Here is a 24,068-nt window from a genome sequence, read left to right as displayed (position 1 = left end):
TTGAGCCTTTCCGTCCAAAGCGGATTTACAACCGCCCGAGCAGCGCCGCCAGTTCTACCTGCCGCATTGGTTTTTCGAGAAAGTCATCCATCCCCGCCACCATGCACGCTTCGCGATCAGCCTCGGAAGTATTGGCGCTGAGCGCTACGATGCGCACCGGCTTGGCACCAATCTCGCGTTCCAGTTGCCGGATATGCCAGGCCGCGGTAAGGCCATCCATAACCGGCATCTGCACATCCATCAGCACCAGATCAAATGGCTGATCGATGACCAGCGCCAGCGCCGCATCGCCATCGTGAGCCACGGTGACGCGATGCCCGAGTTTTTCCAGAAAGCGCCGCGCCACCAGGCAGTTCACGGCGTTATCGTCCACCACCAGTACGTCCAGCGCGTGTCCGGGCAGAGTGACAGGATCGTGCGGCAGTGGCTCACCGCTAACGCCCAGTTGAGCGGTAAAGCCAAAGACACTGCCACCAGCCGGATTGTCTTGCACCCACAAGCGTCCGCCCATCAATCCCACCAGACGCCGCGAAATACTCAACCCCAATCCACTGCCGCCGTATTTGTGCGCGACACCACTATCTGCCTGGGTGAACGGCAGAAAAATCGATTCGCGCTTTTCCGGCGGTATCCCCGGACCGGTGTCGCTGACGGTGCCGACCAGCATGACATGTCCTTCCCAGCGTTCGCGCACCGCAAGGTTGATTACCACTTGTCCGTGCCGGGTGAATTTAAGGGCATTGCCGACCAGGTTCACCAGAATCTGTTTGAGGCGAGTCGCGTCGCCGAGCAATACGGCCGGGACATCGTCATGCATGTGGCAAATAAACTGCAAACCCTGAGCTTGGGCTTGCGGCAAAAACATGCGCTGTAGATCGTCCAGCACTTGCTGCGGCGCAAACGGTGCGGGAGCCAGTTCCAGGTGCCCGGCTTCAATGCGGGAGTAATCCAGCACGCCATTGATTTGCGCCAGCAGCGCGTCGGTAGAGGCCCGGATCACCTCCACCTGTTCGCGCTGCGATACCGGCAATGGCTGGCTGGCCAGCAACTGCGCCATGCCCAGGATGCCGTTCATGGGAGTGCGGATTTCATGACTGATCGCGGCGAGGAACTCATCCTTGGCCCGCCCTACTCGTTCCAGCTCTTCGGTTGCGGCTTTAAGGTCGGCCACCAGTCGGCCTTTTTCCTGATCCAGGCCAATGGTTTCGATCAAGACATGATGGTATTCACTGGCGCTGCGCAGCAGGGTGAAGATAAACATCAGCAGCAGCACACCAAACATCGTACCAAAACGACCCGGATGCACTACTGCAAACACCAACATCGGCGAGATCAGCAAAGCCACGTAGACCCGCAACGCCCAACGCGATGGTGCCAGAATAGGCAAGGAGCCGGCGGCCATTCCGGCCAGTAACAAGGCGATAAAAAAGCGGGCCGTTTCGGAAACCTGCATGCCAAACCACAAGCAGCCAACAAACCAGCCCACACCTCCGAGCATCACGCCAACAAAGAATCGTCCTTGCCAATAGCGCGCTTGCTCCGGGCCAGGCTGCAATTGGCGATAGCGTTCGGCCAGCCACAAACGGCTCAGCAGGATCAGCGCCATAACCGCCCACCAACTGAACAGCACTGCTGGTGCAATGTCATTACGCAAGGCAAACGCCAGGCAGCTGGCATTGATCAGACTGGTAACCTGCGCCAGCCGGGCATTGCGAAATAACAGTTGTGTGGTCCGCCAGACCACATGGGGATCGCGCAAAAAGACTGAAGCCATAAACGGCTAAGGCGCCGGAGCCGGTGCAGCGGTAGGCGATGGCCCCGGCAGCACGGCCACATCATCGCGGCTGTCGGCCAGGATATTGATGGTCACCCGACGATTGCGAGCGCGGCCATCGACCGAGTCGTTGGATTCGACCGGTCGATACTCGCCATAACCAATTGCCACCATACGTTCGGGGGTGATGCCGGTATCGACAAACAAACGCACCACCGACGCGGCGCGCGCGGAGGATAACTCCCAGTTCGACGGATACTGGGTAGATTTGATCGGCTGGTTGTCGGTATTGCCTTCTACCTGAATCAGGTTGCTGGTACTGGCAATCCGTTGGGCCACGGCTTTGAGTGCCGCAACAGAATCCGGCTGCAACACGGCTTTGGCGGTATCAAACAGTACGCTGTTACTGATTTCTACCGCGATGCCGCGCCGGGACTGGGTGACGCGCACTTTGCCTTGCTGGATCAGCGGCTCCAGCAAGGTGCGCAAGTCCGAGGCCATTCCCCGCATCTGCCGGGTTTGCTCTTCCAGATGAACATCGGATGCTTTGTTATCCGGGATCGGCCGGGCGATGGCGATCTGCGAGCTTGCCTGTGACGCTACCCGGATTAATGGTTTGTTGGTGTTCTGAAAAGCATTGATCAGCGAGTTGGATAACACCCGGTACTTGCCCTGATTCACCGAGGAGATCGCGTACATCACCACAAAAAAGGCAAACAGCAGGGTCATGAAGTCGGCGTAGGAAACCAGCCAGCGTTCATGATTTTCATGCTCTTCCTCCCGCTTTCTGCGTGCCATCGCGCTCTGCCTTGGTTAACCAACTCAACAAGTGAATGAATCAAAGATAAAACAATCAAACCTTTTAATGGATCGATACTTTCAACTGGCTACCCAGTTGCGTCGCCGCCGCCACACCAATACGACGGGCAAAGCGGTCGAAATAGCCTGGTTGCGGCGTGAAATCGACCACGTCCGGCACTTTGATTACCTCGCGCGCTACGCTATCAACCGAGCCCAGCGCGTCGACCAGACCCAGTTTGATGCCGGTCGTGCCAGTCCATACCAGACCGGAGAACAGGTCCGGGTTATCCAGCGCGAGCTTTTTGCCGCGCCCGGCTTTGACGGTATCAATAAACTGCTGATGAATCTCGTCCAGCATGGCTTGTGCCTTGCCTTTTTGTTCTGGGCTCAGCGGCGAATACGGATCAAGAAAACCCTTGTTCACGCCAGCGGTCAGCAAACGGCGCTCGACGCCGAGTTTTTCCATGGTGCCGGTAAAGCCAAAGCCATCCATCAACACGCCGATCGACCCGACCATCGACGCTTTATCAGCGTAGATACGATCAGCCGCCACTGCCGCGTAATAGCAGCCAGACGCGCAGATATCGCCGATAACCACATACAAGGGGATGTTCGGGTACTTTTGCTTGAGCCGCACCATTTCGTCATGCAGCTGACCCGCCTGCACCGGGCTGCCACCCGGGCTATTGACGCTCAGAATCACTGCTTTGGTATTTTTATCGTCATAGGCCTGAGTAAGGCCATCAAGTACGTTCTCGACATTGGCCTCGCCATCGGCAGCAATTTCGCCGTTCATGGAAACCATGGCGGTATGCGGGCCGGTGCTGACGCTTTCCAGCTCCTTGTTGCCAAACCAGCCCATAAACAGGCCGATGATCACAATCAGCAGACCAAAGCCCAGCAGGCGAAAGAAAATGTTCCAGCGACGCGCCCGACGTTGTTCTTTCAGACCGGCCTGCAACAGATCGGTCAGTACCTGGCGTTCCCAGGGTTGTTGTTCCTGCATGGTTTCAAGTCTCTGTTGGATTCAATCGTTGCACAGCCGGCTGGCGGCTGCGGTTCAGGCCGGAACAATGGTCATTCAATGACATTGGCAAGCCAGTATACCTTGCCGCCGGTCTCGTTCACCGCCACCGGTTGCAATCGGCGGCCCGGACATGGCCCACCCAGGCAAACGCCGGTCTCCGGCGCATAGTAGGCACCGTGCGTGGCGCACACAAGATAGTTGTGGCTCAGATCAAAAAACTCGCCGGGCTGGTAATCCAGTTCAATCGGAATGTGCGCACAGGAATTCAGATAGGCATACACGTGGCCGCGATAGCGCACAGCAAAGGCTTCGCGCGGCTCACCATACAGTGTCACGGTAAAACGCTGACCCAATCCGCGCTCGACCAAGGCCGTACTGTCGCAAATTTCCTGGGTGCTCAGGCTTCGTTCAATATCCATGTAGCAAGCTCGGAGAAACGATCAAAGTGCGCCAGCGGTTGTTCAACCAGCAACGCCGGGGTTGGATGCGCGCCGCAACTCAGGGCGATACTGGCCGTCCCCGCGTTCTTGCCCAATTGCAGATCGTGCGTGGTGTCACCAATCATTACGGCGCGATTGGGCATGACGCCGGTGAAGTCCAGAATATATTCAAGCATGGCCGGATGCGGCTTGGAAAAAGCCTCGTCGGCAGTGCGGGTTACTTCAAACAAATGCGCCAGGCCAGTGGCTTTGAGCACACGATCCAGCCCGGCCCGCGATTTACCTGTCGCCACCGCCAGCATGAAGCCCGCTTCGCGAAACCTGGGCAATGCTTCGGCCACACCCTCGAACAACACCAGGTGCTGGTCGCGCGCCAGATAGTAATGTTTATAAGCGTCGACAATCCGCGCCACCATTGCATCATCCACGCCCGGTGCGAGGTACTGCATGGCCTCTTTCAAGCCGTAGCCGATGACATAACTGGCTTGTTCGTGTGATGGCACGTCCAGACCCACATCACCAAAAGCGCTCTGGATGGCCTGAGTGATGGTCCCGGTTGAGTCCATCAACGTGCCGTCCCAGTCGAACACCAGCAAATCAAAACGTTGGGGCATGCGCTGGCTCACTTGGCTGCTTTAGGTTTGGCAGGAGACGTTTTGGGTTTGGGCGCAACCGCAGCTTCTTTTTTAACAGCAGCCGGTGCGGTGTTGTCGTCAACGAATTTCGCCAGCTCAATGGGAACCGGTGCTTCAAGCTTCATGGTTTCGCCAGTGAGTGGGTGTTCCAGCGTCAGTTGCCAGGAGTGCAGGAACATCCGCTTGAGGCCTTCGCGCGGCAATTGCTTGTTGAGCGTGAAATCGCCGTACTTTTCATCACCCAGAATTGGAAAACCTGCCGTGGCCAGATGCACGCGAATCTGGTGCGTGCGGCCGGTTTTCAGCTCGCATTCCACCAGCGAATATTGCTGCCCCACCCGGCGGCGATACACCACCGTGTGTGATTCCTGACCATCCGGCGTCACCCGTACCCGGCGCTCGCCAGCGGGCGTCGTATATTTGAAGAGTTTGTAGCGCAGATGGCGTTTGTCATCAGGCCAGACACCAGCGACCATCGCCAGATAGCGCTTATCGATACGATGATTGTCACGCAGCATGTCATGCAGCTTGACCAGCGCGCTGCGCTTTTTGGCGACCAGCAAAATGCCGGAGGTCTCGCGATCCAGCCGGTGCACCAGTTCCAGGAATTTCGCGTCCGGACGCTGCGCGCGCAGCAATTCGATCAAGCCAAAGCTCACGCCAGAACCGCCATGCACAGCCAGACCAGCCGGCTTGTCGATGGCCAGAATGGCGTCGTCTTCAAACAGGATATCCAGATGCACGCGATGGCTGGCCGCTTGCGCTGGCGCAGTATCAGGCGCATCGGCCACACGCACTGGCGGCACGCGCAAAATATCGCCTGCTTCCAGCCGATAAGTCACGTCTACCCGACCCTTGTTGATGCGCACCTCACCGCCGCGAATGATCTTGTAAACGCGGCTTTTCGGAACACCTTTGAGCTCACGCAACAAGAAGTTATCAAGCCGCTGTCCGGCTTGTTCTTCGGTGATTTCGATAAAGTTGACAGACGCTTTGCTAGTCTGAGACATATTGACTTATACTCTGTGACACGTTGCAGCATGACATTGATGTGACATTCGCCGGCCAACTGCCCGCGAAGCCCGCTGCAACGCAATTTCCCGTTCTTTGGTTCAACGCCCTGCATACGCTGGCGATCGCCTTCCCGCCGTACTTCATCGTACCGTTTCCGCTGTATCGACACTGGTCGAAGGCACGGAATGTAGCGCGGGAATCGCCTGACGTGCTCGCTTCGAACCCCGGATTTGGGAAGCGGTTAATCTCGCTCACCGCAATGAACGCAGCCAATTCAACAATTTCATTTTATGTTGACTGGATGCTGATGCAGGCGGCGATGCCATTGGCAAAGAGACGAAGTGTACAGCTTACGACTGTGGATTTCGAGGCGCTTGTGACATCTGCCTGCTGACCGAGTCCGCAACTGGACCCAAGCAGCGACGAAAACGCATTTAACAGATTCACGCACTCACAAGGTTATTATCCGCCAGCTCCACCAAAGCTTGCGCTATACCCACACCCGGTTTTTTCCGACGTCCGCCAGAAGCGGGCGCGTAGCAAGGAGATTGCACACACGCCCTCACCCTGTTCCGTTCTTTTACCGCCCTGCCCCCGCCTTACAACCGGTGGTTATTGAATAGTGGCGTCCTGACTGACGGACTGCGGGCGTTGTTGCCCCGGGTTTCCGCCGTGCGAGTGCGTGCGGGAGCCAGAATAAATGAAACGTATGCTGTTCAATGCAACGCAAGCTGAAGAGCTGCGCGTTGCCATTGTTGATGGTCAGAAACTGATTGACCTCGACATCGAAACCGTTGGCAAAGAACAACGCAAGTCCAACATCTACAAGGGTGTCATTACCCGCATCGAGCCCAGTCTCGAAGCCTGCTTTGTAGACTATGGCTGCGAGCGCCACGGCTTTCTTCCCTTCAAGGAAATTGCCCGCTCCTACTATGCTGACGCCAGCGAAGGCGGCCGGGTTCGCCCAGGCGACGCCCTGCGCGAAGGCCAGGAGCTGATCGTCCAGGTTGAAAAGGACGAACGCGGCAACAAGGGCGCTGCCCTCACCACCTATATCAGTCTGGCCGGTCGTTACCTGGTCTTGATGCCGAACAACCCGCGTGGCGGTGGCGTATCGCGCCGCATTGAGGGTGATGAGCGTCAGGAACTGCGCGCCGTGCTCGACCAGCTTGAAACCCCGCAAGGCATGAGCCTGATCGCGCGTACTGCCGCCATTGGCCGCAGCGCCGAAGAACTGCAGTGGGATCTGAACTACCTCTTGCAACTGTGGCGCGCTGTTGAAGGTGCTGCAGGTGGCCAGACCGGCGCTTTCCTGATCTATCAGGAATCCAGCCTGGTTATCCGCGCCATTCGCGATTACTTCCAGCCCGATATCGGCGAGTTGCTGATCGACAAGGTCGACATCTACGAACAAGCTCGTCAGTTCATGAGCCACGTGATGCCGGGCAACGTCAATCGCGTGAAGCTGTATCAAGACGACGTACCACTGTTCTCGCGTTTCCAGATCGAACACCAGATTGAAACCGCGTTTGCCCGTGAAGTGAACCTGCCTTCCGGCGGCGCCATCGTGATCGACAAGACCGAAGCGCTGTATTCCATCGATGTGAACTCGGCTCGTGCCACCAAGGGTTCGGACATCGAAGAAACTGCTGCTCGCACCAACCTGGAAGCGGCTGATGAAATCGCCCGCCAGTTGCGTCTGCGCGACGTCGGCGGCCTGATCGTCATCGACTTCATCGACATGGAAAACCCGAAGAACCAGCGCGAAGTTGAAAACCGCCTGCGTGAAGCGTTGCACTTTGACCGTGCCCGCGTGCAGACCGGCAAGATCAGCCGCTTTGGTTTGATGGAACTCTCTCGCCAGCGTCTGCAACCTTCGCTGGAAGAAACCACCCACATTGCTTGCCCGCGCTGCCATGGCACGGGTTTCATTCGCGGTACCGAATCGTCCGCCCTGAACATCCTGCGCATCATCCAGGAAGAAGCGATGAAGGAAAACACCGGCGCGATCCATGCGCAGGTGCCGGTGGATGTCGCCACCTTCTTGCTGAACGAAAAACGTACGGAGTTGTTTACGGTTGAATCGCGCCTGAAAGTGAACGTGGTGCTGATCCCGAACATCAACCTGGAAACGCCGAACTACACCGTGGTGCGCCTGCGTCACGATGACCTGAACCAGACCGACGAAGCACTGCCGTCTTACCGCATGGTGGAAACACCGCCGGAAGAAGGCTATCAACCAGGTCAAGCCAAGCAGGAAATGGCCAAGCGCCAGGAAGCTGCGGTCAAGGGCATCACGCCAGCGCAACCTGCGCCGGTTTCGGTGCAGCGCGAAACAGCGCCCGCCGCTGCGGCAGCACCTGCCAGCGCGAGCCTGTGGAGCCGCATCGTCAACTTCTTCCGTGGCGAACCAGCTGCAGCAGAACCAGCCGCACAACCGGCCAAGCGCCTACAACAAGCCAACGGTCAGCGCAATGGCGGCCGTAACGACCGCAATGACCGTGGCGGCGAAAACCGTCAAGGCGGCCGTCGTGATCGTAATGATCGCGGTGGTGAGCGCAATGCTGAACAACGCAATGACCGTGGTCCCCGCGCCGAGCGTGAAGACCGCGCGGCTGGCGATCGTCCGGAGCGTCAGAACGAGCGTCGTCCGGCCGGTGGTGGCAAGCCGCGCATTGAAGAAGACATGAACGCCCGCGCCGCTCGCCAGGAGCAGCGCAATGACCGTAACCGTGGCGAACGCGGTGAACGGGCAGAACGGGGCGATCGTCAGCAAACCGAACGCGCTGAACAGCCACAAGAGCAACGCCAACCCCGTGGCGAACGCACTCCTCGCCCAGAACGTGCGCCCAAGCCGGTAACGGAAGAGAAAGAAGTTCTGACCGCACAAGTCGGCACCGTCGCAGCAGAAGGCGCGCCGGTTGAGCAATCCGCTACAGCGGAAGCAGGCGAAGGCCGCAGCCGTCGTCGTCGTGGTCGCCGTGATCGCCGTGATCGCACCGAAACCACCAATGTGGAAGGCGCAATTGCCGCGGACCAGGTAGAGGGCACCGAAGCCGCTGCCCCAGTGCAAGCGCCTGCAGTGGTTGAAACCGCCGTTGCCGCAACGCCCGATGCAGTGCAAAACGACTGGGCTGCAGCAATCAGTGCAGCAACGGTAGCACCTGCTCCAGCACAAGTTGTGGCTGCAGAAGCGGTTGCTCCAGTGATTGCCGAGCCAGTGGCAAGCGCACCTGCTCCGGAAGTCGTTGCACCGGTAGCTCCGGTTGTCGTTGAAGCCGCACCAGCACCAGTTGTAGCAGCCGCACCAGTGGCAGTTGCCGCGCCGGAAGTTGCCGCAAGTGCTGCGAAAACAGTAGTTACCGTATTGGCGACGGCAGCCAGCAACACCGCACCAATCGCAGCAGCAGCGGCTGCAGTTCCAGCCCCTGTGGTTGCTGCAGAGCCAGTTGCGGTACCGGTTGCAGCAGAACCGAAGCCTGTCGTTGAAGCACCGGCAGCACCCGCAGTTGTAGCGGAAGTGCCCCCTGCCGCACCGGCACCGGCTGCCGAGACTGTACAAGCCACCGTCGCCGAGGTAGTTGCTGCGTCGCCAGCACTGCAACCTGGTTTGTTTGATGACTCACAGGCCGCATCGGTGACCACCAGCAAGCCAGCTCCGGCCGCGCCGACTCTGGTTGTGGCCACGCCTGAAGAAGTAGGCCTGGTTCTGGTAGCAACTCGTCAGGACTTTGCGGCAGAACCTGCCGTGGCAGTCCCGGCAGCTCCTGCTCGCCGCCGTCGTCGCGACAGCCAGGCCAGCGGCGCTACCTCGACCAGCACGAGCGAAGCACTGCAACAAGTGGAAACCGTTGCGGCAGCCGCTCCAGTCCAGGCTGTCACTGCAACTGCAGAAGAAACCAGGACCCGGCGTGCAGCGACCGCAGAGACACCTTCTGCTCAAACAGCTGAAGCCTTGGTGCAAATCGAGACGCGCAACAACTAAGCTGTATTTCGCAGCTTGAAAAAAACCGCCTTCGGGCGGTTTTTTTATGCCCAGACCAAACCAGGGGCGACCCGCTGCTACGCTCGTGTTGGCTCGCCCTTCACAGATCGCATGACGGCGCTGGTGCATGTCTGCATATGGTCTTGGTAACGGGCACCATTTTGGTGAATATCATCTCTTCGACCAGCCGGAAAGCCTTCTGCATGACGACATGATCCGCATCTAAATGGCGCAAATCACCCCTACTGGCATGCGTCTGTCGCTGAAGAAGGCCATTAATACAGCCACACCAGGGAAATGACTTACAGCAATAGCGCCACACCTGGCCCCGGAAGCCACCATGCTGGTAAAAATATTGCTTTAATCAAGCCCATTGGCAATGCCGCCCAGCAACCTTACTGCGCCAGGGGATATTCCTGATTGCGGTAGCGGGGCAGCAAACTTACGCTCGAAGGCCATGCGAGCAAACCAAGTAGCGCGCAGGACCAGTTGCGGCTTATGCCTGTTCTGGCCTGATCTCATAATGTGACTTGAAAAAATCAACCAGGCTATCCGAGGAGTATTTCGCCATGCATAACAAGTTCGGCAAACTGTTTGCTGCTCTCACCGCATCCGTCGTTCTGGCCAGCCCGGTCTTTGCCGCAGGCAAGACTTACCAAGTTGCCACCGACGCTTCGTACGCGCCGTTTGAATCCATGAACGACAAGAAAGAAGTGGTCGGTTTTGACGTTGACGTGCTCAAGGCTGTTGCAGCCAAAGCCGGCTTTGACGTGAAATTCATCAACACTCCGTGGGAAGGCATTTTTGCCACGCTTTCCACCGGTGATCGCGACATTGTCAGCTCGGCAGTGACCATCACTGATGAACGCAAGCAAACCATGGATTTCTCCGATCCATACTTTGAAGCCAAGCAGCTGATTGCCGTTTCCGGCACCAGCAAGGTGACCAAGTTCGCCGACCTGAAGAACCTGAAAGTAGCCGTGCAAACCGGTACCACCGGCGATGAAGTCGTGCAAAAACTGCAAGGCAAAACCAGCCCGAACATCAAGCGCTTTGAATCCACCCCACTGGCCATTCAAGAACTGCTGTCTGGTGGCGTAGATGCTGTAGTGGCCGATAACGGCGTGGTGGTGAACTACGTTACCAACAACAAAGGCGCCAAGCTCAAGACCATTGACGATGCCGCTTTTGCAAAAGAGTTCTACGGTTTTGCCGTGAAGAAAGGCAACAAAGACCTGCAGGCCAAGCTGAACAAGGGTATCGCTGGCATTAAGGCTGACGGCACCTACGACAAGATCTACAAAAAGTACTTTGGCGCGAAGTAATCGGCCATAACCCGGATTTGGCGTTATAAAACAAGAAGCGCAAGCGGTTGCCGTTTGCGCTTCTTTTTATGAATACACTCACAAGACATGTGATTCGCCCCGTTTGTGCTTTATGAATTATTGTTTTTCAAACCTTTTCACCTGAGCCGGATAACACAACATGGACTTCAACCAATTCTGGGAACAGGTGCAACACGCAGTGCCGCCGCTTGAACACTTTCGTCTGCAGATGATCTGGGAATACCGGCAGATGTTTATCGACGGCGCCCAGATGACACTGTTGATCACCGTGTTTGCGGTGTTTTTTGGTACTTTGATCGGGCTGTTTGCCGGGATGGCCCGCCTGTCCAATGTGACCCACGGCCCATGGAAATGGCCTTTACGAATTTTTGCGCGCTGGCCTGCCACGGCCTACGTCACCTTCTTTCGCGGCACCCCCCTGTTTGTGCAGATCATGCTGATCCACTTTGCGGTCATGCCTCTGCTGGTCCACCCTACCGACGGCATTTTGATTAGCGGCGATCGCGCCATGATGCTGCGCCAGGATTACGGTGCATTCATGTCTGGCCTGGTGGCCCTGACTCTGAATGCCGGCGCCTATATCACCGAAATTTTTCGCGCCGGGATTCAATCCATCGCACGTGGGCAGACCGAGGCTTCCCGCTCGCTGGGTATGGATTACTGGCAAACCATGCGCCATGTGGTGGTACCACAGGCGTTTCGTCGCATGCTGCCGCCACTAGGCAACGAAGCCATCATGCTGCTCAAGGATAGCTCGCTGGTGTCGGCCATCGGTCTGGCCGAGCTAGCCTACGCTGCGCGCACCGTTGCGGGTGTTTACTCGCGCTTCTGGGAGCCTTATATCACCATCTCGCTGGTGTATCTGGTGCTGACCATGGTCATGGCCACCGGCGTGCACAAGTTGGAGAAGCGCTTCCTGGCAAGTGGCGGCATCCAGTAAGGCTACGACTTGTTCTTGTTGTACCAACAAAAAAACCTGCAACTCGCAGGTTTTTTTGTTTAAGGGGTTCATGTGGCACAGGCAGATGCTGGATAAAAAAAAGCCACAACCCTGAGGTTGTGGCTCCGAATTCCCGATTCGGCCGTGCCAAGCCAAAATCGGTAGGACAGGAAACAGTCGTGCTCCATCATTACCAGCGCGGTCGACAACCCCGTTGCTGCGTAAACCAGTAACCCGAAGTAGCGTACTCAAATTACTCCGGTAAATAACTCAACAAACCATGCAATGCGATCGCATCTTCAGCGGCAAATAGCGCCATCTGTAATAGAAATAAAGATGCTACATCTGCAAGCCGAAAAAAATCGATCATTTCATTGTGATCGACAATTAAAAGCTACAATCCACTTGCCTTAAATCGACCCGACATACACCGAAAAACCACGCGTCGCTGGATGCCATATGGCTATCCACATCTGGACCTCACGCCACCATCAGCTTGAGAGTCAATGCCAGAGCCAGTTTCAGCTACCAGACAACAAACTTCAATAGTGGTAATCCAGTACAGCACAAGCAAAACGAAGATTACGAAGGCAGATGCTGCAACGCAAAACATGGACGAGATTTTTGCCTGGCGCAGATAAAAAGGCAAGCACTTTTTGGTAGTGTGAAAAATTTAACTACATTCGCATTTGCAACCATCCCGCAGGCGGTCGCAAATGCAAAATCCGAATGGATTAAGGGGAGATCGAAGCCGCAGCGGGCTTGGCAGGAGCGCTCAGAATGTACTTTCGCACTGCCGCATTATGCTCGGACAGATTTTCCGAGAATTGCGAGCTGCCATCGCCGCGCGATACAAAGTACAGCGCGCGAGTGTTGGCGGGTTGCACCGCTGCCAGCAAGGCAGCCTCGCCTGGATTGGCGATAGGCGTGGGCGGCAGGCCAGCACGAGTGTAGGTATTCCAGGGTGTATCCGCCTCAAGATCGGACTTGCGCAAACTGCCGTTGTAACTGGTGCCCAAGCCATAAATCACGCTCGGATCAGTCTGCAGACGCATGCCGGTTTTGAGGCGGTTCAGAAAGACGCCCGCCACCATGGGGCGGTCCGGCGCATGCCCGGTTTCTTTCTCAACTAGCGAAGCCATGATCAGCGCTTCGTACGGGCTTTTCAAAGACAAGTCGGGCGCGCGCTTTTGCCAGGCCGCATCCAGTTTCTTTTGCATCCGCTCGTGCGCACGAACCAGCAGTTTCAGGTCAGAACTACCACGATCCACATGGTAAGTGTCCGGGAAAAACTGCCCTTCCGGACTGGATGCATCAATCTTGAGCGCTGCCAGCAAGTCGCTGTCGCTCATATTTTGGGTCTCGTGGCGCAAGTCCGGATTGGCATCCAGCGCGGTGCGCAGCGTGCGCCAATTCGCGCCTTCCACCAGCGTGAACGACAACATGGCGGTATCGCCGTCCGTGAGCTTGCGCAACAGATCCAGCAGACTGATCGGCTGGGTCAAGGTATAGCTGCCCGCCTTGAGTTTGCGCTCGGCCCCGGTCAAACGAGCCAATAGCCGGAACTCAAGCGGCGACTCGATCACCCCTTGCGCCTGCAACTGCTCGGCCACCTTGCGGCCACTGCCGGGCTCCAGTTCGAAGTCCAGCGGCGTTTGCTGCGGTTGCGGCGCACTGACCACGTTGTAGGCCAGAATCCCTGCCAGCACTGCCCCGATGAGCAGAAGCAGCAAAATCAGCCCGAACACTCGGCCAGAACGGGAAACGGGCTTGTTATTGGTCTTGATCGAGCGGCTGGGCTTGCTGCGTGGCATGGTTGCGTTTGGCTTCAAAGAAACGTTTAACGGTGTCTAACTCGCGGGTGCGATACATCGGTGGCAGGCTTTTCCACAGCAGTTTGCCATAAGGCTTGTCGACCAGCCGCGTGTCGCAGATCATCAGGATACCGGTGTCGGTTTCGTCACGAATCAGGCGACCTGCCCCCTGCTTCAGGGCAATTGCGGCATGCGGAATCTGGTAGTCGACAAAGGCACTGCGCCCTTCTTTGTTCATTTGTTCAATCCGCGCCGCCAGTACCGGGTCATCCGGCGGTGAGAACGGCAATTTGTCGATGACGACCAGCGACAACTGCTGACCCTTGACGTCGATACCTTCCCAGAAGGTCTGGCTGGCCACCAAGATGGCATTAGGGGCGCGGCGGAACTGATCTAGCAGCTCGGTGCGTGATCCCTGACCTTGCAGCAACACCGGCCAATCCAGGTTGTGCTCTTTCAGTAAGGCGGTAACCAGTTCATGCGCCTCACGCATGGCCCGCAGCGAGGTGAACAGCAAGAAGGCGTGCCCTTGGGTCAACTGCAGCAACGGCCATGCCCGCTCGACCACCTTGGCGGTAAAGCCGGGAGTATTGGCATCAGGCATATTCGGCGGCACGTAAAGCACCGCCTGATTTTTGTAATCGAACGGGCTATCCCACGACCCGGTCTGTGCATCCCACAGACCCAGTTCATGTTGGTAATGAGTGAATTTGCCATTTACGGCCAATGTGGCAGAGGCAAAAATCCACGCGCGTGGATTGGCACGCAGTTGCTTCTGGAACACCTTGGCGATATTCAACGGCGTGGCATGCAGCATAAAGCCATGCGACAGGATATCGATCCAGTGCACGGCCTCTTCATCGTCGCCAGCTTGCCAATGCAACAGCGTCTCACGCAATTCGTGTGCACGCCGGGCGGCATTCTCTAGCGACTCGGCCCGCTCGGCCTGCGCGGCCAGCAGGGTTTGCAGCGTGGTCAGGCACTCGAGCATGATCGCCAGAGCCTCGGCAAAGCCCGGCATTTCGCTGACCTGGTGCAGGGGAAAACGCCCCGGTTCCGGTTTGAATATCAGACGGAAATCACGTACGGATTTTTCCAGCGCTTCGGCCGCCTGCGGCAATTTGACGAAGTCCTTGGCAATCACCAACCCTTCGCTGCGCGCATCGCGGGCAATTTCAATCAATTGGCCGCTGGTCACCGTCTCGCCAAAGAACAGGCTTGCGACTTCCGGCAATTGATGCGCCTCGTCGAAAATAACGGTGTTGCAGGCCGGGAGTAACTCGCCCGCCCCTTCATCGCGCAGCCAGACATCCGCAAAGAACAGGTGGTGATTAACCACCACCACATCGGCTTCCTGCGCCTCTTTGCGGGCCTTGAGGACGAAACAATCCTTGTGATTGGGGCAATCACTACCCAGGCAGTTATCACGCGTGGACGTTACATAAGGCCAAATCGGCGCGTCTTCCGGCACGCCAGCGCAGCCCGCCTTGTCGCCGGACTGCGTTACCTTGGCATAGCGCTCGACCAGCCGCAGATCCGCGATATCTTCTTTACGCAGGAAACGGCCTTCATGTTTGGCGCGCTCAAGGTGGTAATGGCAAACATAGTTGGCGCGCCCCTTGAGCAAGGCCACAGTGACCGGCACGCGCATTACGTCGCGGACCAGCGGGATATCGCGCTGAAACAGCTGATCCTGCAGCGTCTTGGTGCCAGTGGAGACAATCACTTTGCCACCATCCAGAATCGCCGGCACCAGATAGGCAAAGGTCTTCCCTGTGCCCGTACCCGCTTCCGCAATCAGCTGGCCTTTTTCCTCAATCGCTGACTGCACGGCGAGGGCCATCTCCAGCTGCTGCTGACGCAGCTTGTAGCCAGGGAAGGCTTGCGCAAAGGGGCCGTCCGTTGCAAAGAGAGATTCCAGGTCCATGAAGGTCTGCGGTGGGGTTAACGCGCAATTTTACCAGTCGCGGCGGGTTATCGCGCGCCAGGGGCATCAAAAAAATCGCGGGATCAGCAGGCAAAAAAAAGCCCCGTTTTACCGGGGCCCATCAGCCAAATAAGAAGGAGACGCTATGTGGGGTGCTCACCCCAACCGGTTGGAGGACCGGCACTGCCTTGGCAACTAATGTCAAGTAGTCTGGTAGTGAGAGTACCAGATTGTTGCACAGTTCCCACACTGTAAATATTTACATTAGGTTACTTGCTTAGGCAAGCTCATTGAAGCGCAAAACCTTCCCGCTTTGCCCACGACTCTGCGGGCCGAGCCAATACAACAGCGAGGGCACGATGGCGGCAATTTCTGGCAAGGTAGACCAGGCTTCTGCGGGATGGGTTTTAGTGCGGAACGGTGAATGGATCGGACCTGGCACCAGCAAATTAATGCGCAAGTTCTCTTGATTGTCCCACTCATCCGCCGCAATTTTGACCCACGTTTGCTGACCGGCCTTGGAGACGGCATAACCACCCCAATAGGCTTTAGGGTCCAGTCCGTGGGTTTCGCCCAACACCAGTACCGACGCATCTGGCGCCGCCGCCAGCAGCGGCAGTAGCGCGCGGGTCATGGCAAAAGGGGCCGCCACATTCACTCGGAACTGCTCCATCCACTCATCCAGCTTTTGATTGGACAGCGGCGACAGATGCGCAAAGCCATTGGCAGCATGCAGGATGCCATCCAGACGGCCGAACTCCTTGTTGAGCACCACACCCAGCTGAGTCAGTTCGGCTTCCCCGGCCTTGGCCAAATCCATCGGCACAGCGGCAGGACGTGGCCCGCCCGCCGCCTCGATCGCGTCATAGACCTTGGCCAGCTTTTTCTCATTGCGGCCCATCAGCACCACAGTTGCACCAGCCTGGGCCAACGCCAAAGCTGCGGCCTGGCCGATACCCTGCCCTGCTCCCGTCACCAGAATGACGCGGTCTTTGAAATCGCCCGCTGCGGGCTGTGCGGTTTTCCAATCCATTCTTACGATCCTTTTTTCAAAGCAGCCGCAATACCGCGCGCCGCTTGCAAACCACTTCTGACCGCGCCTTCCAGCGTGGCCGGATAATCTGAAACCGTGTAATCCCCTGCCAGCCAAAGTGACGCATCACTCGTTGCATTCGGCGGGCGAACCAGATCGGGAGTGCAGGCAAACGTGGCGCGTTTTTCGCTGATCACGCGCTGCCACTGTGGTGCCGGCCAGCCAAAACTATCGGTCAATTCGGCGGCAACTTTGTCGGCAAGCTCCGCCTGCGACCAGCCACTGTGCATGCCTTTGGCCGAGAGCACCACCGCTATCAAACCAGCTTCACCGTGGGTTTGATTGCGATCAAACACCCATTGGCACAAACCACCTGAGCACCCCACCATCGGTTGCGGCAATGCAATTTCTGCCGGGTATTGGTAATAGAGCGTCACAATCGGCTGGAATTCCCAATCCGCAATAACATTCGCCCATTCAGCCAGCGGGTGATCCGCGCCCGGCCCCGCAATCATGCTCAGCCGGTGCGGTGGCAGCGCAACCACCACGCCATCAAATGATGTGGTCTGGTCATTAAGCCACCATTGCCCATTGCGCTGTTGCAGGCTGTTTACCGCGCAAGCCACATGCACCGAACCACCACGGTTCTGGACGAACTCGGCAGCTGGCTCAGGAAAAAGAGCCGAAAAATCCACCTTCGGGAACAGCAATCTGGAGGCCGCTCGCCCACCGCCCAGGCTATCGCGAAGGGTATTGAGCAACACCTGCGCTGACGCCGCTTCAATCGGCGTGTTCAACGCCGCAACGGTCAATGGCTTCCAGAATTGCTCGATTAATGCTGCGGGCTGCTTCTGGCTTACCAGCCAGTCCTGCACGGTGGTATCACTAGCTAGCCGCCAACCCGCCAGCCGGACTCTGGTGATAGCCAGTATCAATGCCAGCCGCGCCGGCCAAGCCAGCCCTTGCACACCGAGCAAACCGCCAAGCAGGTGCAGAGGAGCAGGCCAATCCGGGCAGCGCAAATGAAAGTCTGGCAACACGCGCAAATCCAGCGCGGTACTCAACAGCGCTGCGCTGCGGTTCACGCCCACCTGGTCCATCAGACCGAGCAAGGTGGTATAGCCGCCAATCAATAGATGCTGACCGTTATCGAGATCACGCCCATCGATATTTATTTTGCGCGCACGGCCACCCAGTACCGGGCCGGCCTCGAACACGGCAACCTGCATGCCCTGCGCTGCCAGTTCCACTGCGGCCGCCATGCCCGCATATCCGCCGCCGATGACCGCTATATTCAGTGATGTCATTTCAGAACGATGCGGATCAACCGATCCACCAAGTTCGCCAGGCCAGCCACAATTTGCGAATCGGTGTCAGGCTCAGGCGCTGGTTCAGCACTTTGGTGACGCCGTCGCGTTTGATTTCTTCCAGCGTGGCCCGATAAATTGCCGCCATCACCAGGCCAGTACGCTGGCGCTTGCGATCCACCGGCGGCAATTCGCCAATGGCGGTGGCGTAATATTGTTCGGCACGCTGAATCTGGAATTCCATCAACGCACGGAACTCGTCTGTTTCGCGGAAGTTGAGAATATCCGCGGCTGGTACGTTGAATTTCTGCAGCTCATCTACCGGCAGGTAAATCCGTCCGCGGCGGGCATCTTCACCGACATCGCGAATGATATTGGTCAGTTGAAACGCCAGCCCCAAGTCGTGTGCATACTTGAGCGTTTTGCGATCCGAGTAACCGAAAATCTGCGCAGCCATTTGGCCGACGACCGACGCCACGCGATAGCAGTAGAGTTGCAGATCTTTGAAAGAGGCATAACGCGCGGTATCGAGATCCATCTCCATACCGTCGATGACTTCCAGAAACAACTCGCGTGCCAGATCGTACTCTTTGATTGCTGGCAACAAGGCGCGAGTCACTGGATGCTGCGGAGAACCCGCATAAAGATTGTCGACTTCATTACGCCACCAATTCAGCGTGGTGCGAGCGACACCCTCGTCGTGGGTTTCATCGACCACGTCGTCGACTTCGCGGCAAAACGCATAGAGCGCGGTAATGGCGCGACGTTGGGTCAACGGCAAAAAGCGAAAGCTGTAATAGAAACTGGAGCCACTCTGGGCCGCTTTATCTTCGCAATACTGATCTGGCGTCACAAGTTGATGTCCGGCAAAAGTTGGCGCAATTGTAGCGAAAAGCGCCCAACCTTGCTGGCGCGCTTATTTTTGCGCAGGTGGCAATATCAAACGCACGGTATTGGTGGTGCCAGAAAATCCGGGAAAGCTCTGAAACAACGAGCGCGATAACCAAGGCAACGCCCAATCCAGATCCTGACTGGCCGAGCGATTTACCGCCTTGCCTTCATACAACTTGGCAAACCGCCCTTGCTCCAGCAATTTGCGATCCGTGATATCTACCGCCAAAAAGCGTGTAAACACCGTGCTCTGGATCGACTGCGTACCCACGATGCCCGGTTGATCATAATATCGGGGCACGTAAACCCGCCCGCCTGGCGTGGAATACCAATCGTAGAACACGCCATAACCCACGGTGCCCCAGACCGGCTCCTGAGTAACGACAATCTGTCCATTGTCGACACCGTAGCTTAGCGAAACCAGCCAATCGGCCTGTTGCGGGTTGTCGGCGGGAATCAGACCTGCCACCGTCAACTGATCGGCTACGTCCTGTTCGGCAGTTTTATCCAGTAGGCTTTGCGATTGCGAAACGGTGTGTGAGAACGCAAAGCGTTTGCCAGCGACATCACTGGCGAGGGTGTGCCGGACCGTGACCTGAGCCACAAACTGCGGTGGCTGCGTGGCGCACCCTGCCAACACACCCAACAGCAGTACCAGCCAGATCAGTGAATAGCGTTTCATCTGATACACCTCTCGCAGGGTGATTAACGCGTTGCGGCACCACCAATTGAGCCGGGAATACGCGGAGTGCTGACTTCAACATCGGCGCATTGCGCGCGATTACGCAGGGCATGATCGATCAACACCAAAGCCAGCATTGCCTCGGCAATCGGCGTGGCGCGGATACCGACGCACGGATCGTGGCGGCCAGTTGTTGCCATCATGACCGGATTGCCCGCTTTATCAATCGAACGACGCTCTTGCGCGATGCTGGATGTCGGCTTCACGGCCAGATTGACGACGATGTCCTGACCGGTGGAAATCCCGCCCAGTACGCCACCTGCATGGTTGCTGGCAAACCCTTCGGGAGTTAGCTCATCGCTGTGGACTGACCCTCGCTGGGCCACGCTATCAAAGCCAGCTCCGACTTCCACGCCCTTTACCGCGTTGATACCCATCATGGCGTAGGCAATATCGGCGTCCAGGCGGTCGTATACCGGCTCGCCCAATCCCACCGGCACTTGCTCAGCGACCACGGTGATCTTGGCGCCGACCGAATCACGTTCGCTACGGATCTGGTCCATATAAGCTTCGAGCTGCGGCACAATGGCGTTGTTCGGCGCAAAGAAGGTGTTGTCGCTCACCTGATCCCAACTTTCAAACGGAATCTCGATTTCGCCCAGCTGGCTCATATAGCCACGAATCACCACCCCAAACTTCTCTTTCAGCCACTTCTTGGCCACTGCACCTGCCGCAACGCGCACAGCAGTTTCACGCGCAGAAGAACGGCCACCACCGCGATAATCGCGGATACCGTATTTGTGCCAGTAGGTGTAATCAGCGTGACCTGGGCGGAAGGTTTCGACGATCTTGCCGTAATCCTGACTGCGCTGGTCCTGGTTGCGGATCAGCAAGGCAATCGGTGTACCGGTGGTTTTACCCTCAAACACACCCGACAAGATCTCGACGGTATCCGGCTCTTTGCGTTGGGTTACGTGGCGGGAAGTGCCGGGTTTGCGGCGATCCAGTTCAAGCTGGATATCAGCCTCGGATATCTCCAGCCCAGGAGGGCACCCGTCAATCACGCAGCCAATTGCCGGGCCGTGTGATTCACCAAAAGAACTGACGCTGAAGAGCAAACCAAACGAATTGCCGGACATCGTAACTCCTGGAGCTGCGCGCTCAGATCGGACCGCGCCGTCTGAAACTTGAGAAAGAGTTCGATTTTAACATGATGGCGGGCAGCGTAGCCGTATCGACCTGCAGGCTCCTGCCCTGCCTGACGGTGCAAAGCAAAACGCCCGGTACAGGTTCCTGTCCGGGCGTTCAAAGGGGTGTCTGGCAATGACCTACTTTCACACGGGTAATCCGCACTATCATCGGCGCTAAGTCGTTTCACGGTCCTGTTCGGGATGGGAAGGCGTGGGGCCAACTCGCTATGGTCGCCAGACGTAACTGGTTAGAGTCACGACTGTTATTCGTCGCTGCTCTGATTCTGGAAGAAGCTGCAGGCAAAGCCTGCTGTTTAGCGTGGCCGGTCCGGTTTTCACCCTGACCCACCACCGACTCAATTCGTTCGTATCGTATTACTTGGGGTTGATTCGTACTTTCGTACTTCTGTTCGAGCTCGTCACCAACACAACCCGAAACAACGCTCAGGTTATAGGATCAAGCCTCACGGGCAATTAGTATCAGTTAGCTTAACGCATTACTGCGCTTCCACACCTGACCTATCAACGTTGTGGTCTCCAACGACCCTTCAGGGGAATCAAGTTCCCAGGGAAATCTCATCTCGGGGCAAGTTTCGCGCTTAGATGCTTTCAGCGCTTATCTCTTCCGCATTTAGCTACCCGGCGATACCACTGGCGTGATAACCGGTACACCAGAGATGCGTCCACTCCGGTCCTCTCGTACTAGGAGCAGCCCCCCCTCAAATTTCCAGCGCCCACTGCAGATAGGGACCAAACTGTCTCACGACGTTTTGAACCCAGCTCACGTACCACTTTAAATGGCGAACAGCCATACCCTTGGGACCGGCTACAGCCCCAGGATGTGATGAGCCGACATCGAGGTGCCAAACTCCGCCGTCGATGTGAACTCTTGGGCGGAATCAGCCTGTTATCCCCGGAGTACCTTTTATCCGTTGAGCGATGGCCCTTCCATTCAGAACCACCGGATCACTATGTCCTGCTTTCGCACCTGCTCGACTTGTCAGTCTCGCAGTCAAGCCACCTTGTGCCATTACACTATCAGTACGATGTCCGACCGTACCTAGGTGACCTTCGAGCTCCTCCGTTACACTTTGGGAGGAGACCGCCCCAGTCAAACTGCCTACCATACACGGTCCCCGATCCGGATAACGGACCAAGGTTAGAACCTCAAAGGGGTCAGGGTGGTATTTCAAGGTTGGCTCCACACGAACTAGCGTCCATGCTTCATAGCCTCCCACCTATCCTACACAAACCACTTCAAAGTCCAATGTAAAGCTACAGTAAAGGTTCACGGGGTCTTTCCGTCTAGCAGCGGGGAGATTGCATCTTCACAAACACTTCAACTTCGCTGAGTCTCAGGAGGAGACAGTGTGGCCATCGTTACGCCATTCGTGCGGGTCGGAACTTACCCGACAAGGAATTTCGCTACCTTAGGACCGTTATAGTTACGGCCGCCGTTTACTGGGGCTTCGATCAAGAGCTTGCACCCCATCACTTAACCTTCCAGCACCGGGCAGGCGTCACACCCTATACGTCGACTTTCGTCTTGGCAGAGTGCTGTGTTTTTGATAAACAGTCGCAGCCACCTTTTCACTGCAACCTCTTCACGCTCCACGAGCAAGTCGCTTCACGCTACAGAGGCACACCTTCTCCCGAAGTTACGGTGTCAATTTGCCGAGTTCCTTCTCCTGAGTTCTCTCAAGCGCCTTGGAATTCTCATCCTGCCCACCAGTGTCGGTTTGCGGTACGGTTCCGTATTGGCTGAAGCTTAGTGGCTTTTCCTGGAAGCATGGGATCAATCACTTCGGTCCGAAGACCTCGTTATCACGCCTCAGTGTTAAAGGGGACCGGATTTGCCTAATCCCCACACCTACACGCTTGAACCGGGACATCCAACACCCGGCTGACCTACCCTTCTCCGTCCCCACATCGCACCAATACAAAGTACAGGAATATTAACCTGTTTCCCATCGACTACGCTTTTCAGCCTCGCCTTAGGGGCCGACTCACCCTGCGCCGATGAACGTTGCGCAGGAAACCTTGGGCTTACGGCGAACGGGCTTTTCACCCGTTTTAACGCTACTCATGTCAGCATTCGCACTTCCGATACCTCCAGCACACTTTACAATGCACCTTCACAGGCCTACGGAACGCTCCCCTACCACGTGCAATAAATTGCACATCCGCGTCTTCGGTTACATGTTTGAGCCCCGTTACATCTTCCGCGCAGGACGACTCGACCAGTGAGCTATTACGCTTTCTTTAAATGATGGCTGCTTCTAAGCCAACATCCTGGCTGTCTGTGCCTTCCCACCTCGTTTTCCACTTAACATGTCATTTGGGACCTTAGACGGCGGTCTGGGTTGTTTCCCTCTTGACAACGGACGTTAGCACCCGCTGTCTGTCTCCCAGGCTGATACTTGACGGTATTCAGAGTTTGCCATGGTTTGGTAAGTCGCGATGACCCCCTAGCCATAACAGTGCTTTACCCCCGTCAGTAATACCTGAGGCACTACCTAAATAGTTTTCGGGGAGAACCAGCTATTTCCAGGTTTGTTTAGCCTTTCACCCCTATCCACAGCTCATCCCCTGATTTTGCAACATCAGTGGGTTCGGACCTCCAGTGCGTGTTACCGCACCTTCATCCTGGCCATGGATAGATCACCTGGTTTCGGGTCTACGCCCAGCAACTGTGCGCCCTGTTCGGACTCGGTTTCCCTGCGCCTCCCCTATGCGGTTAAGCTTGCTACTGAACGTAAGTCGCTGACCCATTATACAAAAGGTACGCAGTCACCCCATTTTCAGAGGCTCCCACTGTTTGTATGCATCCGGTTTCAGGTTCTATTTCACTCCCCTCCCGGGGTTCTTTTCGCCTTTCCCTCACGGTACTGGTTCACTATCGGTCGATCACGAGTATTTAGCCTTGGAGGATGGTCCCCCCGTCTTCGGACAGGATTTCTCGTGTCCCGCCTTACTTGTCGCATGCTCAGTACCACAATTCTCTTTTCGTGTACGGGGCTATCACCCACTGTCGCCGGCCTTTCCATGCCGTTCCACTAAGAGTACTGCTATCACATGCAGGCTCTTCCGGTTTCGCTCGCCACTACTTCCGGAATCTCGGTTGATTTCTTTTCCTGCAGCTACTTAGATGTTTCAGTTCGCTGCGTTCGCTTCTCATGACCTATGTATTCAGTCATGGATGACCCAAAAGGGCCGGGTTTCCCCATTCGGACATCTACGGATCAAAGCTCGTTTGCCAGCT

The 24,068-nt window shown here is 56.7% G+C and carries 17 protein-coding genes and 2 rRNA genes (1 of these 19 running past the window's edge); 4 read left to right on the top strand and 15 right to left on the bottom strand.

From position 1 onward, the window contains the following. Window positions 1-25 precede the first annotated feature (25 nt). The 6 genes from N7220_RS15485 to N7220_RS15460 form a co-directional block, all read right to left on the bottom strand. Window positions 26-1,774, bottom strand: a complete 1,749-nt coding sequence (locus tag N7220_RS15485; protein ID WP_283148418.1) for an ATP-binding protein — start codon at window positions 1,772-1,774, stop codon at window positions 26-28. 6 nt (window positions 1,775-1,780) lie between these two features. Further along, entirely contained in the window at window positions 1,781-2,572 is a 792-nt protein-coding gene (motD, locus tag N7220_RS15480) for a flagellar motor protein MotD (protein WP_283148417.1), read from the bottom strand. A gap of 64 nt (window positions 2,573-2,636) precedes the next feature. Continuing rightward, entirely contained in the window at window positions 2,637-3,581 is a 945-nt protein-coding gene (locus N7220_RS15475) for a S49 family peptidase (RefSeq protein ID WP_283148416.1), read from the bottom strand. Between the two features lie 71 nt (window positions 3,582-3,652). After that, window positions 3,653-4,021, bottom strand: coding sequence for a Rieske (2Fe-2S) protein (locus N7220_RS15470; protein ID WP_283148415.1), 369 nt, complete (start codon window positions 4,019-4,021; stop codon window positions 3,653-3,655). Beyond that, window positions 4,000-4,656, bottom strand: coding sequence for an HAD-IA family hydrolase (locus N7220_RS15465; RefSeq protein ID WP_283148414.1), 657 nt, complete (start codon window positions 4,654-4,656; stop codon window positions 4,000-4,002). Before N7220_RS15465 ends, N7220_RS15470 begins: the two co-directional genes overlap by 22 nt. An 8-nt stretch (window positions 4,657-4,664) precedes the next feature. Continuing rightward, window positions 4,665-5,687 carry an RluA family pseudouridine synthase gene (locus N7220_RS15460; RefSeq protein ID WP_283148413.1) on the bottom strand — a complete coding sequence of 341 codons (1,023 nt, stop codon included), beginning with the start codon at window positions 5,685-5,687 and terminating at the stop codon, window positions 4,665-4,667. Between the two features lie 41 nt (window positions 5,688-5,728). Here N7220_RS15460 and N7220_RS15455 point away from each other — a divergent pair, with 41 nt between their 5' ends. The 4 genes from N7220_RS15455 to N7220_RS15440 all read left to right on the top strand — a co-directional run bounded on the left by N7220_RS15455 (window position 5,729) and on the right by N7220_RS15440 (window position 11,962). Beyond that, window positions 5,729-6,085: a hypothetical protein gene (locus N7220_RS15455; protein WP_283148412.1), complete on the top strand. Its 357-nt coding sequence runs from the start codon at window positions 5,729-5,731 to the stop codon at window positions 6,083-6,085. Window positions 6,086-6,391: 306 nt separating this feature from the next. Next, on the top strand, window positions 6,392-9,676 hold the full coding sequence (locus tag N7220_RS15450; protein WP_308446555.1) for an Rne/Rng family ribonuclease: 3,285 nt from the start codon (window positions 6,392-6,394) through the stop codon (window positions 9,674-9,676). Between the two features lie 569 nt (window positions 9,677-10,245). Then, window positions 10,246-11,001, top strand: coding sequence for a basic amino acid ABC transporter substrate-binding protein (locus N7220_RS15445; RefSeq protein WP_283148411.1), 756 nt, complete (start codon window positions 10,246-10,248; stop codon window positions 10,999-11,001). Window positions 11,002-11,161: 160 nt separating this feature from the next. Further along, window positions 11,162-11,962 carry an amino acid ABC transporter permease gene (locus tag N7220_RS15440; protein WP_283148410.1) on the top strand — a complete coding sequence of 267 codons (801 nt, stop codon included), beginning with the start codon at window positions 11,162-11,164 and terminating at the stop codon, window positions 11,960-11,962. A gap of 734 nt (window positions 11,963-12,696) precedes the next feature. Here the strand turns inward: N7220_RS15440 and mltG are convergent. From mltG to N7220_RS15395, 9 genes are all read right to left on the bottom strand, one after another. Continuing rightward, window positions 12,697-13,776 (bottom strand): endolytic transglycosylase MltG, encoded by a 1,080-nt coding sequence (gene mltG / locus N7220_RS15435; RefSeq protein ID WP_283148409.1) that lies wholly within the window; start codon window positions 13,774-13,776, stop codon window positions 12,697-12,699. After that, window positions 13,736-15,703: a DNA repair helicase YoaA gene (yoaA, locus tag N7220_RS15430; protein ID WP_283148408.1), complete on the bottom strand. Its 1,968-nt coding sequence runs from the start codon at window positions 15,701-15,703 to the stop codon at window positions 13,736-13,738. The genes mltG and yoaA overlap by 41 nt, the downstream gene beginning before the upstream one ends. Before the next feature lie 277 nt (window positions 15,704-15,980). Beyond that, entirely contained in the window at window positions 15,981-16,736 is a 756-nt protein-coding gene (locus tag N7220_RS15425) for an SDR family NAD(P)-dependent oxidoreductase (protein WP_283148407.1), read from the bottom strand. Window positions 16,737-16,738: 2 nt separating this feature from the next. Further along, window positions 16,739-18,043, bottom strand: coding sequence for a hydroxysqualene dehydroxylase HpnE (gene hpnE / locus N7220_RS15420; RefSeq protein ID WP_283148406.1), 1,305 nt, complete (start codon window positions 18,041-18,043; stop codon window positions 16,739-16,741). Between the two features lie 16 nt (window positions 18,044-18,059). Beyond that, window positions 18,060-18,896, bottom strand: a complete 837-nt coding sequence (hpnD, locus tag N7220_RS15415) for a presqualene diphosphate synthase HpnD (RefSeq protein WP_283148405.1) — start codon at window positions 18,894-18,896, stop codon at window positions 18,060-18,062. A 63-nt stretch (window positions 18,897-18,959) separates the two neighbouring features. Beyond that, the gene (locus tag N7220_RS15410) at window positions 18,960-19,616 is read right to left on the bottom strand and encodes a DUF4136 domain-containing protein (protein ID WP_283148404.1); all 657 of its coding nucleotides are present in this window, start codon (window positions 19,614-19,616) and stop codon (window positions 18,960-18,962) included. Window positions 19,617-19,639: 23 nt separating this feature from the next. Beyond that, window positions 19,640-20,755, bottom strand: coding sequence for a chorismate synthase (gene aroC / locus N7220_RS15405; RefSeq protein WP_283148403.1), 1,116 nt, complete (start codon window positions 20,753-20,755; stop codon window positions 19,640-19,642). A gap of 176 nt (window positions 20,756-20,931) precedes the next feature. Further along, window positions 20,932-21,045 (bottom strand): 5S ribosomal RNA (gene rrf / locus N7220_RS15400). Between the two features lie 214 nt (window positions 21,046-21,259). Continuing rightward, window positions 21,260-24,068, bottom strand: a 23S ribosomal RNA gene (locus N7220_RS15395); it runs 83 nt beyond the window's last position.

Origin of the sequence: Silvimonas soli, from assembly GCF_030035605.1 — a bacterium.
GTDB lineage: Bacteria > Pseudomonadota > Gammaproteobacteria > Burkholderiales > Chitinibacteraceae > Silvimonas > Silvimonas soli.
Note: the sequence above shows the minus strand (reverse complement) of the source record. Positions and strands in the feature narration are given on the sequence as shown.

Coding starts and splice junctions, on each gene's coding strand:
- yoaA (WP_283148408.1), bottom strand. CDS start 15,703: ATGGACCTGGAATCTCTCTTTGCAACGGACGGCCCCTTTGCGCAAGCC.
- N7220_RS15450 (WP_308446555.1), top strand. CDS start 6,392: ATGAAACGTATGCTGTTCAATGCAACGCAAGCTGAAGAGCTGCGCGTT.
- N7220_RS15440 (WP_283148410.1), top strand. CDS start 11,162: ATGGACTTCAACCAATTCTGGGAACAGGTGCAACACGCAGTGCCGCCG.
- N7220_RS15485 (WP_283148418.1), bottom strand. CDS start 1,774: ATGGCTTCAGTCTTTTTGCGCGATCCCCATGTGGTCTGGCGGACCACA.
- N7220_RS15425 (WP_283148407.1), bottom strand. CDS start 16,736: ATGGATTGGAAAACCGCACAGCCCGCAGCGGGCGATTTCAAAGACCGC.
- N7220_RS15465 (WP_283148414.1), bottom strand. CDS start 4,656: ATGCCCCAACGTTTTGATTTGCTGGTGTTCGACTGGGACGGCACGTTG.
- N7220_RS15410 (WP_283148404.1), bottom strand. CDS start 19,616: ATGAAACGCTATTCACTGATCTGGCTGGTACTGCTGTTGGGTGTGTTG.
- motD (WP_283148417.1), bottom strand. CDS start 2,572: ATGGCACGCAGAAAGCGGGAGGAAGAGCATGAAAATCATGAACGCTGG.
- aroC (WP_283148403.1), bottom strand. CDS start 20,755: ATGTCCGGCAATTCGTTTGGTTTGCTCTTCAGCGTCAGTTCTTTTGGT.
- N7220_RS15460 (WP_283148413.1), bottom strand. CDS start 5,687: ATGTCTCAGACTAGCAAAGCGTCTGTCAACTTTATCGAAATCACCGAA.
- N7220_RS15445 (WP_283148411.1), top strand. CDS start 10,246: ATGCATAACAAGTTCGGCAAACTGTTTGCTGCTCTCACCGCATCCGTC.
- N7220_RS15475 (WP_283148416.1), bottom strand. CDS start 3,581: ATGCAGGAACAACAACCCTGGGAACGCCAGGTACTGACCGATCTGTTG.
- hpnE (WP_283148406.1), bottom strand. CDS start 18,043: ATGACATCACTGAATATAGCGGTCATCGGCGGCGGATATGCGGGCATG.
- mltG (WP_283148409.1), bottom strand. CDS start 13,776: ATGCCACGCAGCAAGCCCAGCCGCTCGATCAAGACCAATAACAAGCCC.
- N7220_RS15470 (WP_283148415.1), bottom strand. CDS start 4,021: ATGGATATTGAACGAAGCCTGAGCACCCAGGAAATTTGCGACAGTACG.